The organism is Microbulbifer maximicatervae (SeqCode), from assembly GCF_052468155.1.
The window spans coordinates 1,484,653-1,499,902 of sequence record NZ_CP174335.1 but is presented as its reverse complement, the minus strand read 5'-3'; the positions used below and the strand labels follow the sequence as shown (position 1 = coordinate 1,499,902).

General features: G+C 52.1%; 9 protein-coding genes. 1 reads left to right on the top strand and 8 read right to left on the bottom strand.

What is annotated here, in order from left to right:
* Window positions 1-53 precede the first annotated feature (53 nt).
* Genes aroK through ACJJIY_RS06445 form a run of 6 tightly spaced genes read right to left on the bottom strand, consistent with a single transcriptional unit; the run spans window position 54 to window position 5,544 of the window.
* A complete protein-coding gene (aroK, locus tag ACJJIY_RS06470; protein ID WP_413665828.1) occupies window positions 54-575 on the bottom strand; it encodes a shikimate kinase AroK in 522 nt (173 codons plus the stop codon).
* Entirely contained in the window at window positions 575-2,731 is a 2,157-nt protein-coding gene (locus ACJJIY_RS06465) for a type IV pilus secretin PilQ (RefSeq protein ID WP_444895446.1), read from the bottom strand. The genes aroK and ACJJIY_RS06465 overlap by 1 nt, the downstream gene beginning before the upstream one ends.
* Window positions 2,731-3,261 carry a pilus assembly protein PilP gene (locus tag ACJJIY_RS06460; RefSeq protein ID WP_444895447.1) on the bottom strand — a complete coding sequence of 177 codons (531 nt, stop codon included), beginning with the start codon at window positions 3,259-3,261 and terminating at the stop codon, window positions 2,731-2,733. Before ACJJIY_RS06460 ends, ACJJIY_RS06465 begins: the two co-directional genes overlap by 1 nt.
* Window positions 3,258-3,878, bottom strand: coding sequence for a type IV pilus inner membrane component PilO (locus ACJJIY_RS06455; RefSeq protein WP_444895448.1), 621 nt, complete (start codon window positions 3,876-3,878; stop codon window positions 3,258-3,260). The genes ACJJIY_RS06460 and ACJJIY_RS06455 overlap by 4 nt, the downstream gene beginning before the upstream one ends.
* Window positions 3,879-3,893: 15 nt before the next feature.
* Window positions 3,894-4,466, bottom strand: a complete 573-nt coding sequence (locus tag ACJJIY_RS06450) for a PilN domain-containing protein (protein ID WP_444895449.1) — start codon at window positions 4,464-4,466, stop codon at window positions 3,894-3,896.
* A gap of 1 nt (window position 4,467) precedes the next feature.
* A complete protein-coding gene (locus ACJJIY_RS06445; protein ID WP_444895450.1) occupies window positions 4,468-5,544 on the bottom strand; it encodes a pilus assembly protein PilM in 1,077 nt (358 codons plus the stop codon).
* A gap of 148 nt (window positions 5,545-5,692) precedes the next feature.
* Here ACJJIY_RS06445 and ACJJIY_RS06440 point away from each other — a divergent pair, with 148 nt between their 5' ends.
* Entirely contained in the window at window positions 5,693-8,353 is a 2,661-nt protein-coding gene (locus ACJJIY_RS06440; RefSeq protein ID WP_444895451.1) for a penicillin-binding protein 1A, read from the top strand.
* Window positions 8,354-8,416: 63 nt separating this feature from the next.
* On the opposite strand, the gene ACJJIY_RS06435 is transcribed toward ACJJIY_RS06440, so the two are convergent.
* Entirely contained in the window at window positions 8,417-8,896 is a 480-nt protein-coding gene (locus ACJJIY_RS06435; protein WP_444895452.1) for a chemotaxis protein CheW, read from the bottom strand.
* A 35-nt stretch (window positions 8,897-8,931) separates the two neighbouring features.
* Entirely contained in the window at window positions 8,932-15,195 is a 6,264-nt protein-coding gene (locus tag ACJJIY_RS06430) for a hybrid sensor histidine kinase/response regulator (protein ID WP_445359310.1), read from the bottom strand.
* Window positions 15,196-15,250: the final 55 nt, after the last annotated feature.

Below are 15,250 nucleotides of genomic sequence, written 5' to 3'. Positions count from 1 at the left end.
CCTAGTGCTTATCCCAACAGAAGTGAGACGCACTTTAGCACAGACGCTTTGGACTAATCGGACAGCAGGCTGCCTAAATGTTCTGCGACCAGGAGGGATGCTTGCTTGGGGGAGAGGTCATTGGTGTCGCAAATAATATCTGCAACCTCACGATACAGAGGCTCGCGTTCCTGCAAAATTTCCGCAATACGCTGACGGGGGTTGGGTACACGAAGCAACGGGCGATTGGTATTCTTTGAAGTGCGTTCCAGAAGCTGATCGATATTGGCCTGCAAATAAACTACATGGCCATATTTTTGTAGCTGGCGTCGATTCTCCTCGAGCAAAACTATTCCACCACCGGTACCAATAACCTGGCACTCACCCTGGCAGAGCTCTTCCAATATTTCAGTCTCACGGCGGCGAAATCCCGCTTCGCCTTCCACATCAAAAATCCAGGGAATATCCGCACCAGTGCGCTCTTCCAGCACTTTGTCGGTATCGGCAAAAGGCAGCTGCAATTGCGCTGCCAACAACCTGCCGATTGTAGACTTGCCGGCCCCCATGGGGCCGACCAGGAAAATAGAGCGGGTGATCACTTAGAGTAGAAAGCCTCGTCTTCAAGAATACGCGGTGTGATAAACATCAGGATCTCACGTTTATCGTCCGTACGTATAGTCTTTTTGAACAAGTTGCCTAGATAGGGGATATCGCCTAACAACGGAATTTTGGATACTCCCTCAACAACATTACTTTCAAATACCCCTCCCAGGACGATCGTCTCACCGTTTTGAACCAACACCTTGGTTGCCAGAGTATTTACATTGATCGAAGGTACTTGCCCACCACCTACAGTGACATACTCGCCCACACTATTTTGTTCAAGGTTTAGGTTCATAATAATATTGTTATCCGGAGTAATCTGCGGAGTCACATTGAGTTCCAGCACAGCTTCGCGGAACGTAACAGAAGCAGCGCCAGACGAGGTCGCCTCCAAATAAGGGATCTCAATACCCGACTGAATAATGGCTTCCTGTTTATCGCCCGTAACAACTTTTGGTTGTGAAACAACTTCAGCTACACCGATGTCTTCAAGCGCAGACAGCTCCAGGCTCAAATAAAAATCATTTTTTAGAATAGCGTAAGCAATACTCCCTGCTGGGCTACTCACTCCAAGATCCACCAAGAGTGGGTCAAAGTCACCTGTTAGGCTACCAAGCGCAGTGCCATCATCTAAAGCTAAGCTACCAGAGCCAACACCCGTGGCATCATCAGAAAGATCTGCACTACCTACATAATCCCACTGAACTCCCAACTCTTTTTGGAAGTCACTGTTGGCGGTAACAATCCGAGCCTCGATCATCACCTGGCGGATGGGAACATCGATAACCTCTATCAGCTCACGAAACTGAGCAATCTTGTCTTCTGTGTCAGTAAGGATAATTGTGTTCGTTCGCTCATCAACAATGGCACTTCCGCGCGCGGAAAGGATGCTCATCTGCTGGCCGCCACTACCCCCAGCTATCCCATCGGCCCCACCTTGGCCAGAGAATAAGTTAAAAATTTCGCCAGCATCTGCATAGCGAACGCTAATAAACTCCGTAAGTAAAGGGGCAAGCTCCTGCAACTGTTTACGCGTCTCAAGCTCCTGACGCTCTCGCTCAGCAATTTCTGCAGCTGGCGCCACCATGATAACGCTACCTTCCTGACGCTTATCTAACCCCTTCGCTTTCAGAATAAGGGCCAAGGCCTGATCCCACGGCACACCGTCGAGGCGTAAGGTTATTCTGCCTTGTACTGTATCACTAGCAACCAAATTAAGATCGGTAAAATCGGCAATAACCTGCAAGACGGACCGGACCTCAATATCTTGGAAGTTGAGAGACAACTTCTTCCCATTGAACTGAAATTCCTTCTCCTTCTCACGAATTTCTTGCGCAGATAAAGGCTTAATACTCAATACATACTCTGTATCAGCTTGATAGGCCAAGTAATCATATTCAGTATCATTTGGATCAACTGCAATTACCGTGTTGCGCCCATCATAGTCCACAGTAATATTATTTACAGGGGTGGCGAAATCAGTAACATCTAGTCGCTGACGCAATGACTCAGGTAAGTCCGCACCTAAAAATGTTAGATAAATTTTACCGTTAGTCCGTTCAACATCGATATTAACTGCAGGGTCATTAAGGCTAACAATAACTTTGCCTTCTCCTTCTTCTCCTCGACGAAAATCCACATTATTTACTGCAATGCTTTCCGAGCGCTGAAACTGTTTTTCACCACCGAGGTTCAAGCCACTATCGTGTTCAACTGTATTTTGCACTGGACGATCACGCTCAGAAGACTCTGCACCAATTACTACAATTAACTGGTTACCTTGTCGCTCACTCGAATAAGCGGGAAGCTGATCAAGGTTTACTATGAGACGAGTGCGATCTTCACCGGAAACAACAACTGCACTTCTAGCTGTGCCGATACCTAAAGAATACTTCTTCTGCGGGAGAGCGCTTTCTACGCCGGCAAAGTCTAAAACAATTCGAGCTGGTTGCTCTATCGTATAGCCGGTGGGTTCTGGAGGCACATCATTAAAAGTTAAGCGCAGCTGAACTCGGCTACCCGGCAATTCGGCAAACTGTATGTCATTCAGCTTGTTTACCTGGGCACTAGAAGCTATTGGAAACAGCAATAACCCAAGTAGCAGTAACTGAACCCGAGCCATTAAATAGGCAAACCGTTTTCCGTTCATTATCCGTTGTCCCTCTCTTCCAACGCCAGTGCCCGTGGCCGCTCAATCCAGCCGCCGGTACCATCAGGTATAATCTCAAGAATATCTAACTGGGAGCTTGTTGCATTCACAACGCGACCATGATTCTTCCCCAGGTAATTGCCCACAGTAATCCGGTGAATCCCACCAGTACCATCGTTAATCAGTGCCCAGATTTGACCTTCTCGAGCTAAGCTGCCAACCATCGATAGGAGGTCAATGTTAATTCCCTCCAATAATTCACGCTGCCGAGTCAGGTCTGGAGCAATATCTAATTTTCGCCCTACTATTCGCTGCTCAGATTCCAATACCGGGCGGGTAAAAGGGCTGCGCCTTGCAGCAGCGGTATAGACATAAGGGCTATAAGGTGTAAAAGTGGGGATTGGTTCTATCTGTCCCTTAGGCTTGCGCTCAATTGCAGCCATCCTCTCACGCAACTCGCTATGATCGGTATTTAGACCACAACCAGAAACAAAGGATAGGGCAATCAGTATAGGTAGACTTTTTCTCATCCCTCTTCACCCTGTTCCTTGTATCGATAAGTTTTTGCATTAATGATCATATTGAGAAGCCCTCCATCACTCCGTTCAGTGGAGATATCAAAATCATGAAGGGTAACAATTCTGGGCATTCCAGCTATACCACTAATGAAAGCTCCAAATTCGTGATAACTTCCTTGAACTTCTATCCTAATAGGCAACTCTACGTAAAATTCGCCAACCCGCTCTTGCTCCAACTCAACTTTGCTAATTGTAAGGCCACTACCGCTACCATACTCGTCAATATCCTCGAGTAAGCCTGGAACCTCTGTATCTTTCGGCAATTGTTTTAGTAAAGCACCGAAGGTTTCTTCCATCTCAAACAGCTGGGCCCTATAAGCCTCAAGATTTGCAGCCTCAAATTGCTTTTTTTCGAACTGACTAAAGAGGTCTGATTCTTTATTTACAGAGAATTCAAGCTTGCTATAAATATCTTTAATCAGAAAGTAATAACCAGCACCGATTACCAGTGCCGCACTAAGTACCAGAACAGCAATTCGCCCAGATAGGGGCCAAACACCTATCCGAGTAAAATCAATATCATTGAAGTCAATTTCATTAAGCTGTTTTACAGTATCTGCCAGTGCCATTTCTGAAGTCCTTTACTATTTTGCGCTATCTTGATCATCTTCTTTCTTGCGCCCACTGACCTTCACCGTTAGCTGGAACTCACTTGCCTGATCGCCGTATTGCGGGGTTGCGGTTACACCTGTTAATTGGGGGGCCTCGTACCAATCTGAATGGTCTAAATTTCGCATAAAAGAAGAAACGCGATTATTGGATTCAGCCACGCCAAGTAAGTCTAATCGATCACCTTCTCTTTTTAGCTCACTAAGCCATAGCCCCTCGGGGGTTGCTCGCACAATCTCATCAAAATAACGCACTGCGAGAGGTCGATTACCTTGCAACTCCTGAATTACCCGCATTCGATCAATCAATTCCTGGCGGCGCTTCTTCAGGTCTTTTATTTCTCTTACCTGAATATTAAGAGCGTTAATACGGGTTTGTAGGATTTGGTTTCTTTCATTTTGTCGAACAACCTGTTGATCAACCGTTTTCATCCACAGAAATACCGCCATTGCAGCCGCAATAAAAACCAGCAATGCCAATTGCTGGAATTCTTTTTGCTTTTGAGAGCGGTACTCCTGACGCCAGGGAAGAAGGTTAATTTTTGCCATGTCAGTAGTCCTTCTCCCTCATAGCCAAGCCTGTGGCAATCATCAGGGATGGAGCTTCACTCGCCAAAGCTTGCTGGTTGACTCTTGACGAAACACTCATCCGCAAAAATGGATTAGCGATTAAAGTTGGCCTGCCCAACTTTTCGCTAATCAAATCACCAACTCCCTCCATGGCGGCAACACCGCCACCGAGCAGGATAAAATCTACATCGCTATAGGATGTGGAAGAGTAAAAGAACTGCAGTGAGCGGGTTACCTGTTGCACGACTGCATCACGGAAGGGCTCCAACACTTCAGCAAAATAGTCATCCGGCAGACCACTCCCTCCCTGACGCTTCGCTAAAGTAGCCTCCTCCGCGGATAGACCGTAGCGACGCTGGATCTCATCGGTGAGCTGCCGCCCACCAAAAAGCTGCTCTCGGGTATACACGGTCTTACCGTCCACAAGGACAGATAAAGCACTCATTGTCGCCCCAACATCAATAACGGCTACAACTAGCTGCTCCTGCGGAGGAAGTTGGTCTTCCAATAGAGAGTAAGTTCTCTCTATTGCGTACGCTTCAACATCAACAACACCGGGCTCAAGGTCCGCCTCTCCCAAGGCGGAGATTCGCTGTTCAATGTTCTCTGTACGACAGGCGGCAAGTAGAACCTCCACTTGCCCCTCCCCCTTCTCAGAAGGCCCCTGTACTTCAAAGTCCAGGCTAACTTCCTCTAGCGGATACGGAATATATTGGCCAGCCTCAAATGCAATTTGAGCCTCAAGAGCTTCATCATTGAGATCTGCCGGCATTTCAAGGGTCTTGGTGATCACCGCCGACCCAGACACAGCCACAGCCGCTTGGCGCAGGCGAGTTTTAGAACGTCGTACAACTTTGCGAATAGCCTCAGCCGTCGCCCCCACATCGTTGATATTCTTATCAACTACGGCATTGGGTGGGAGAGGTTCCACGGCGTAACTTTCGACACGATATTTGTCGCCGTTGCGACTTAGCTCCAGCAACTTGACCGCAGTAGAGCTAATATCGAGTCCCAACATGGCCTTGGGGCCTTTGCTCAGAAAAGGGAAAATTCCCATTTTTTCTTATCTTTTCCGTGGGTTATGAGGGTTTGATGTTATAGCACTTTAAATTAACGCTTCAACCTGCATTTGCATAGGTAATAGCGCACAATATTCGTATAATTATTCACCTAATCACTTTGATGAAGTACACAGAAGCAGTTTCATGACCGTAAAAGCCCGCAATCGTCTGCTCGCACTGCTTTGGCTCGGCCTTGCCGGTGTGGCCGCTACAGCAATGGCCCTAGCCAGTATCTACCTCTACCTCAAACCGGGGTTGCCCTCAGTGGAGAGCCTCCGCGATATCCGCTTACAGACCCCTCTGAGGGTCTACTCACGGGATATGAAACTGATCGGTGAGTTCGGTGAAAAGCGGCGCAACCCTATCACGATCGAGCAAACGCCAGAACCCTTTATCAAAGCGATCCTCGCCGCTGAGGATGCCAGCTTTTACTCCCACAATGGTGTCTCCATCAAAGGTTTGATGCGGGCCGCCTCGCAGCTGATTAAGACCGGTTCTATCCAGTCTGGTGGTAGTACACTGACAATGCAGGTGGCGCGCAACTTCTTTCTCAGCCGAGAACAGCGTTTTGTGCGCAAGTTCAATGAAATTTTGCTATCACTGCAAATTGAGCAAGAGCTGACCAAGGACGAGATCCTCGCCCTATACATCAATAAGATCTTCCTCGGAAACCGCGCCTACGGTTTCCAGGCTGCAGCTCAGGTCTATTACGGCAAAGATATCAAGGATCTGAATCTGGCCCAGTGGGCTATGATGGCGGGACTCCCCAAAGCGCCATCGACCTTCAACCCTCTCGCCAACCCCTCCCGAGCCCTAGTACGCCGCAACTGGATCCTGATGCGGATGCTCGACCTTGGCTATATCAACCAGGATCAATATAACCAGTCTATTACTGCGCCGGTAACAGCCAGCTATCACAGCCGCGATCTCGACCTGGATGCACCCTATATCGCCGAGATGGCACGGAAGGAGGCAGTAGACCTCTTTGGCGACAACGCTTATACCGACGGCTACCAGGTCATAACAACGGTAGACAGTCGCCTGCAGGAGTCGGCTCGCAATGCGCTTCAGCACGGTCTGGAAACCTATGATGCGCGCCACGGCTATCGCGGCCCAGAACAGCGTCTTGCACCGGAATTGCTGCAAGATAGCGACCAGCTTATCGATTTACTCAACGAGATTCCGATTCTCGGCGGTCTGGAACCCGGCGTTGTCACCGCAGTAGAACCCAAGAAACTTCAGGTTCAACTGAGAGATCGGCGCGTAATTGAATTGCCTTGGAGCAATGGACTCAGTTCTATCAGGCCCTATATTTCTGAGAGCGCCCGGGGCGCACGCCTTCAGTCCGCTGAAAAAATGTTTGCTCCCGGAGATGTCATTCGATTACGCAAGGTCGTTAAGGAAAAGAAAGAGGGCAACTCCAGTAGCGAGATGATCGCCGCCGCTGTAGATGAGCCCCTTCAGGCCGATCCGTTTGCGGATCCCGAGAGCGGTGATACCAAGCCTGCTGAACCCCAGGTGACTGAAGAGTGGGTTCTAGCCCAGGTCCCGGAAGCACAGGGCGCCCTGGTATCTATTGAGCCCGAAGATGGGGCTATCCGCGCCCTTGTCGGTGGTTACGACTTCCGCCAGAGCCACTTCAATCGGGCCACTCAGGCCGCCCGGCAACCCGGCTCCAGTTTTAAGCCCTTTATTTACGCCTCGGCGATCGAGCGCGGATATACAGCGGCCAGCATTATCAATGATGCCCCGATTATCTTTGAGGAAACCAACCTGCAAGATGTATGGCGGCCTGAGAATGACGGAGGGACCTTCCTCGGCCCAACTCGTCTGCGTATGGCTTTGTACAAGTCCCGCAATATGGTCTCAATCCGGTTGCTGCAATCCCTAGGACTGGACTACGCCCTAGGCTTTGTCGAAGGCTTTGGGTTTGAGCGCAGCAAGCTCGCCCGCAACCTGACCATTGCTCTGGGTAGCTCCGCTCTCACGCCCCTGGAGATGGTGCGAGGCTATGCCGCCTTCGCCAATGGTGGCTACCGAGTGGAGCCCTACCTGGTTGACCGGGTATTGGATGTTAATGGCGAAGTCCTGTACCAGGCACTGCCTCTCACGGTATGCGATAACTGTCCCGAGCCGGGCACCAGCTCTGAAACCCTGTCCGCTGAACCCGTCGATCTCGCGGAATTACAGCTGGAAGGGCAAGGGGTCGATCAGGGTGAAGAGCCTGCGGAGCTACACGTACTGCCCGTTGGCCCCCTCGACCCAAGCAAGAGCCAAGCGCGTCCTCGCGCTCCGCGAGCCATGTCTGCAGAGACGGCATACATAATGGATTCAATGCTTAAAGATGTTATCAAAAAGGGTACCGGGCGCCGCGCTCTGGCGATGAAGCGCGGTGATATTGCCGGAAAGACCGGTACCACCAATGGTCCACGGGATGCGTGGTTCTCGGGTTATAGCCCCTACCTGGCAACCAGTGCCTGGGTTGGCTTCGATTCCTATGGCGAACTGGGTAAAAATGAATACGGTGGCTCAGCCGCCCTGCCTATCTGGATCGATTTTATGAGCAGTGCCCTCGAAGGTCTTCCCGAGCGCCACCTGGCTCAACCAGATGGCATAGTTACGGTACGCATCAACCCTCAAAATGGCTTGCGCACCTCTTACGGGGGCATGTTTGAGATATTCAGGACCAACCGGGTGCCCGGCCGCGAAGTGTATAACCCATATCGCAATCGCTACACCGATGAAGATATGGATATGCCCAGCCAGGATAGCCGGGAGGATTCTTTACCGGAAGAGCTGTTCTAAGCGAACAGCCCAATCAAAAAAGGGGCCTCAGGCCCCTTTTTTGATAATACACTGCAAAACAAGTCAGTCACTGCGATAGCGCAGGCAGGCCCGCTCTAATCCCTGCAGGTCGGGAATAACCGCCTCCTCACCAGAAAGCGCCACATGCATTAACTCTCCAGGGTTTAGTGGCTGCTCTCGCAGCGCTAACTCCTCAGGGGTAACCCGCACCAGGCGCGGAGTGCCGCGCAAGAGCAATGCAAAATACGGCAGCTCGCCATCGGGATTTCCCGTGCTCAGCACCGCAATACGCCCCTCTTCTGCAACTGCTCCCAAGGCACCGCCACGCATCACTTCAAAAGATACCACTGGCAGGCGCTGTTCCCGCCAGATCAGATCCCCCAAATACCATTCGGGCACATCTTGAACTGCCATCGGCGCTTGTATTGCAACAACCTCTGAGAGGCTGTCCACCGGCACCAGCAACTGCCCCTGTTCAAGGGGCAATAACAGGCTGCTCACTTCCTGGGGGACATCTACCGGCAGCGCTTCAACTTCACTCATTGCCTATCTCTATATTATTCCTGATATTTGCCGTCTCAGCTTCCGACAGCTTCGGCATCCGCGTACTCACGAATAGCCGCCAGCAGTACATCTTCCTGGTAAGGCTTACCCAGGTAGTGGTTAACTCCCAGGGACATAGCGTGATCGCGGTGCTTATTACCGGTACGCGAAGTAATCATTACGATAGGAATATCGCGCAGGCGGCTACTGGAGCGAATATGGCGGGCAACCTCGAAGCCATCCATACGCGGCATCTCAATATCCAGCAAAATCAGATCCGGGATCTTATCCTGCAGCTGGATAACCGCATCCTGACCATCCTTTGCAGTGCTAACCAGATAGCCCTCTCGCTCCAGGAAGCGCGTCGTTACCTTGCGCACTGTAACCGAGTCGTCCACAACCATAACGGTCTGCTGGCGCGCCTCCTGCTCGGACTGCACTTCAGCCTCTTCCTGAATTTGAAGCTGCGGCACTTCCGGCCTTGCCAACTGAGTGGCCTGGCGACGCAGCAGGGCGTGTGCGTCGAGAATCACCACGACGCTACCATCACCAGTTACTGTTGCACCTGATACCCCTTGAACCCCGGAGAACTGCGGGCCGAGGCTTTTCACTACAATCTCGCGACTGCCCTTAATGGCATCCACCTGTAACGCCATAGCGTGCCCTTCAGAGCGCACCAGCAGCACGGGCAGTTGCATATCATCGACACTGAGCTTAGGTTGGGCGCCAGACTTCAGCAGAGTACCGAAATAGCTAACCTGATAGAGTTCTCCGGCGTATTCGAAACGCGCATCATCTGAGCGATAATAGTGCTCCAGCTCAAATGGACTGAGGCGCACAATACCTTCGATAGTATTCAGCGGCAGTGCAAACAGGTCATCGCCAATTCGCACCATCAAAGCGCGGTTAACCGAAACTGTGAACGGCAGACGAACGACAAATTCTGTTCCTGCGCCTGCCTCTGAGTTGATATGGACGCTGCCACCGATCTGCTTCAGCTCGGCGGATACAACGTCCATTCCCACACCCCGGCCAGAGATCTGGGTAACTTTTTCTGCAGTGGTAAAACCAGCCTGCAGAATGAACTGAAGAATCTCATTATTCGAGAGCTCAGCATCCGGCCTCATTAGGCCATTTTCCACCGCCTTTTCACGCACCCGGATCAAATTGACACCGGCACCATCATCGCGGATGGTGAGGACAACTTCACTGCCCTCCCTTTTCAGCGCCACATCGATACGTCCACGCTCAGACTTGCCGGCAGCCAAACGCTCCTCTGGCATTTCAATGCCGTGGTCCACAGCGTTGCGCAGCATATGCTCCAGCGGCGCAACCATACGCTCCAACATGGACCGGTCCAGCTCGCCTTCAACGTTGGAGAATCCCAACTCGACCTGCTTGCCCAGCTCAGCACTTACCTGGCGCACGATGCGACGCAGGCGCGGTACCAGGCGGGAGAAAGGTACCATGCGGCTGCGCATCAGACCTTCCTGCAATTCGGTATTTACTCGGGACTGCTGGAGCAACAGGGTCTCTGTATCCCGCGCCTTGTTATTCAGGGTGGAGCGCAGCTCCATCAAGTCAGATGTGGACTCCAGCAGTGAACGGGATAATTGCTGAATAGACGAGTAACGGTCCATTTCCAGCGGATCGAAGTCGCCGTCCTGTTCTGCCAACTGCTCCTGGCGGAACAGGATCTGAGCCTCGGTCTCGCGGTCCAGGCGGCGCAGCTGTTCGTTGAGACGCACCAGCGTCACATCCATCTCGTCTAGGGCGAGACCGAACTCACTCATCTGCTCCTCAAGACGACCACGGGAAATTGCAGTCTCACCGGCGAGGTTTACCAACTCCTCCAGAAGTTCAGCAGCGACACGCACCATCTCCTGGGGCTGGTTCCGGGTCGGTGCCGCTACCTCCTGCTCTGCATTACCGGCCTTGCGGATAAACGGCAAAACGTTATCGCTTTCCTGACCTACAGCAATCTCGGGTAGCTGCGTAGCAACTACATCAGTATCCGGCTGAGTACTCTCGGCCGCAGTGACTTCATCACCTTGTTCCGCGTCCGCTACGAGAACAGTTTCTTGAGGCTGTTCACCTGGAGCTTCAGATTCAATAACTACTTCTGCAGCTGCCGAGTTAGCCGGTTTCTGATCCGCCCAATCGGTGCTGACCATCTGTACAAAAGCATCAAGCTGTTCACCAGCCATCCAGGCGCGAACTGTCTCTACTCCATCGGCGAGACGATCGTGGATACCATGGGCATTGGCGAAGAAATCTGCGGAGGGCCGATCGTTGTCGCGCATGCCTTCGATCACCGTTTCAAAACGGTGAGCTACTTCACCCAACCCCATTAGGCCAGCCATACGTGCACCACCTTTAAAGGTGTGCAATACACGCTTCAGGGCCTCACCTTGCTCGCGGCCTTCCGGCTCCTCTTCCCAACTCTGAATCAGTTCCTCCAGCTCATCGGTAAGATCTCCCGCCTCCTCCATAAAAACATCGACAACATCCGGGTCAATGTCTGCCAACAACTTCTGTAAATCGACTGATTGAGCGGAATCCTGTGATGACACCTCGCTACCCGGTTGCTCGATAGCCAGGTCGCCAGCAGGTTCAACTTCAGGTGCAGAGAAGGGTGCTTCAAATTGAGATACGTCCTCAACAGCGGCCTCTTCTATGGCCTGCAATTGAGGAATTTCCGAATCCTCAGCCTCGCCATCGAGAGATTCCCCATCGTGCGACACCTGTAATACAGGTGGCTCAATCCACTCATCAGGGGATGCTTCTGAAACCAGGAGCTCGGTTACTTCCCTGGGCTCCGACGCCTGCTCTTCAGGCTCGGCAATAGCCAGTGCTTCGCTATCGATTCCCAGTTCATTGAGGTCGTAGTCATCTTCAGCTGAAGAGCTGGTTTCCTCACCCTGAGCCAGGTAGCGAAGCGCCTCTTCCACAGCTTCACTGACTTCAGGGAGGTCTTGTGCTGCAGCTACTGCATCGATTAAATCAAGTAGCTCGTTGTGTCCCTGCTCAAGAGAGGCCCATAGCGCTGGCTCCTGCTCAAGATCACCAGCAAGGACTTTGCGATAAACATTCAGCAACAGCTCAGCGAGCTCGGCCAGGATCGGCAACTGCGCCCGGCTTGCCGCCTCCTGCAGAACATTGAGTTCGTCAGCGACCAATACAACACGACCTTTATCTGCCGGGTCAGCGCGCCACTCAGTCAGCATTTGGTCTGCATCAAGCAGCACCCGCATGCCATCAGCCATCAAGACTTCGAGAAGCTGGGGATCAACCGCGCGAGGTTCATTCGCCTCACGCTCGCGAATCAAGTGGCCTACAGAGCGCTCCTGCAATTCAGCAACGCGAGCAAGGAACTGTTCCGATTTCTCTATTGCGAGAGGCTCTGAAGAGCGAATCTGTTCCAGCACGTCACGCACATAGGTGGCGCTATCATTGATCAGATCAAAAATATCTGCATCGATAGGCACCTGATAAATACGCAGCTCTTTAGCGAAGCGCTCCAGTGGCGCCATAATTTCGGCAACCACTTTGACTTCCGCCATATGTGCGGAGCCTTTAAGTGTGTGGAGTGCCCGGTGCATTGGATCGCTGGGAACACCATACAAAGGCGCGGCAGCCTGCATATCCTGCAAATACTCATCTACGACATTGAGGTGCGTCTCTGCCTCCTGGGCAAAAATTTCCCAGAGTTGAGCCAGGTCTTCTCCGGTGTCCTCAACAACGTCAACTGCCGCGACACCGCCTGCACTTTGGGCTTCCAGATCAGCGGGCATCTCTCCCGCACTCAGCTGCTCAGCCCAAGCTTGTAACTGCAGGGTAAGCTGCTGATCGGGGTCGCTCTGTCCGTGTTTAAACGCCTCAATCATTGAGGGGAACTTCTGATACACCTGCTCAATCAGGTATACATGGGCAGGCCCGGGTTTCACACTGCCATCGATAACCCGGTTGAGCATATTCTCCACAGACCAGGCCAGTTCACCAATATCCAGGGCCTCGACCATACGGCCCGACCCCTTCAGGGTATGGAAGCCCCGACGAAACTCTACCAGGGCATCCTGATTGGCAAAATTGGCAGCCCACTCCGGGAAGTAACAACTGATATGCGCAAGAACTTCCCCGGCTTCTTCCAGGAAGATCTCGATAATTTCATCGTCAATCAGGCTCTCAGTGTCATCACCGAGTTCCTCCGTCGTATCCGCGACCTCTGCAACTGCAGCAACCGGCTCAACCTCAGCAGACTCTACCATCGGTGCAGCTTCAATGAAGTCAGCAATCTCAGCAGGCGCTTCCTCAGCTTCAGGAGCCTCTATCCCAGTTTCAACTTCAAGTACCGGAGCAGCTTCAACCTGAGGAGCCCCATCAGAGAACCAAGACTCCTCCGGAACAGACTCTCCATCGATTTCCAGCTCGGACTCCACAACAGAATCTGCTTCATCGACAGGCAGCTGCAAAGTTATGGCAGATGACTCTTCCGCATTTATTTCAGCTTGAGAGTCCAGAGATTCGTCAGAAACCGCAGAGGCTTCGTCATCGGGGATTAAATCGTAATCAATAAGATCTGGCAGTTCGGGTTCTGATATCGGGGACGCTTCCAGACTGGCGTCGGCCTCACTCTCGTCGACGATCTTCAGCGAAACGCCCAAAGCCTCTACGCTATCTTCAGCCAGTGCCAAAAGCATTTCTGCATCAGCCAGACCTTCCGCACGACGCTCCAGGTAGTATTCAACACTGGTAATGGCATCTGCCAGAGTATCCAGCATTGTCCATTCGGGCTGTTCTCCAGCCTCAATCAGGGAGTTGCCAATATAGCGATTGCAAGCGGAGATAATTTCACCCGCTCGCTGGTAACCCACCATTTCAAGGCCACCACAGACTTCCTGTAAACGCTGTGGCACACGGCTCAGGTAACTGATATCCCAGTGGCTGGCCACATACTCCATGACCGCTTCTTTTACCGCTTCCAGACCGAGTCTGGCCTCGCGTAATACAGAGTCAGTGGCGTCGCCCATAATGGGCTGCTCATCATCGACTTTTTTATTGCGATCGACGGTGGCGGCAAGCGCTGAATCGAGCTGAACCAATTCCCCGGCGGCACGCATCAGGTACTCTTCAACGTCAGTACCACGGGAAGCATCGCGAAGGTCTTCGTAGACACTGCGAGCGCGAACCCGCTGCGCCTCCAATCCCAAAATACCGAGTGTATCCGCGAGACGCTTGGCCACTGCGGCAGTGTCAGACAGCGAGGGTTGTTCTGTATCAGTTGTACTGGGCTCCAGTGCTTCACGCACCAACTGCAGTTCATCGCGCACTGCAGCAATTGCACTGCCTAAGGCTTCTGGCCCCATCGCCAATACGTCTTCAGTATCCGGGCGAGGCGTACCGGGAACCGCCTTATCTAATGCGAAGCGGTGGTAGAGTTTCTCGCAGTGCGGCCCATTCGGACCGGCGAGGTAGACATAAAAAAGTAGGTTGCGCAGAAAGTCCTGATCCAGGCGCGCGTCCAATACCTTTGCGCCACGCCCCTGCAACAACCTGAATTCAATATCCACCTTGCGCAGTAAATGGCGCAGTGCGGGCTGCACATTAATACGGTGTTCGCCGAGCGCCTCCAAAATACCGAACAGTACTTCCCACAGGGATTGGCGGCAGCTGCCACTGTAAAGCAGCTGCATTTTTTCAATAATCTTGGTGAGGTAAGCCAGGCTTTCGCCACTGTTTACATCCCGGATCAGACCCGCAGCCGCAACGTGATACATCTTGCGCAACTTGGTGACCAGGTCATTTAAGCGGGCGCTATCGGCGACGAGGGGCTGGCGCTTTCCAATCACCGTTGCCAATGAAGACAGTTCTGGCGAGAAAAGCGCTCCTTCACTGATCAATCGCTCGCGGCGCACTGCGCGCAAGTCATTCATCAGGGGAAGTAAGAGAACGGCATTGTCACGACGCTGAAAAGAAACCTTTTCGAGGTAAAGGGGCAACTCCAGCAATGCGCGCATCAAAAATTCGCGCGTCTCGTCGGTATTTTCAACCGCACCAGTGGCGAGGGCCTGGATAAGTTGCTCCATCTCTTCTGCTAACATCGCGGCACCACTGAGCTGTGCCATATGCAAGCTACCGTGCACCTGGTGCACCAGCGACAAGCTGTTTTGCAGAAGAGAGGCACCCGCATCGGGTTCGACAGCGAACGTCTCAAGAAATTGGCGCGCTTGTGCCAAAGTCTCGTTAATTTCACCGATCAGCCAATCCAAGGCCATGAAGTTCGGATTGTCGTGACTCACGCCAAGTCCCCAATAATTTATTCAGTACTCAAGCGCTACAGTTTTCTGCGAGAAA

Coding starts and splice junctions, on each gene's coding strand:
- ACJJIY_RS06465 (WP_444895446.1), bottom strand. CDS start 2,731: ATGAACGGAAAACGGTTTGCCTATTTAATGGCTCGGGTTCAGTTACTG.
- ACJJIY_RS06460 (WP_444895447.1), bottom strand. CDS start 3,261: ATGAGAAAAAGTCTACCTATACTGATTGCCCTATCCTTTGTTTCTGGT.
- ACJJIY_RS06455 (WP_444895448.1), bottom strand. CDS start 3,878: ATGGCACTGGCAGATACTGTAAAACAGCTTAATGAAATTGACTTCAAT.
- ACJJIY_RS06450 (WP_444895449.1), bottom strand. CDS start 4,466: ATGGCAAAAATTAACCTTCTTCCCTGGCGTCAGGAGTACCGCTCTCAA.
- ACJJIY_RS06445 (WP_444895450.1), bottom strand. CDS start 5,544: ATGGGAATTTTCCCTTTTCTGAGCAAAGGCCCCAAGGCCATGTTGGGA.
- ACJJIY_RS06440 (WP_444895451.1), top strand. CDS start 5,693: ATGACCGTAAAAGCCCGCAATCGTCTGCTCGCACTGCTTTGGCTCGGC.
- ACJJIY_RS06435 (WP_444895452.1), bottom strand. CDS start 8,896: ATGAGTGAAGTTGAAGCGCTGCCGGTAGATGTCCCCCAGGAAGTGAGC.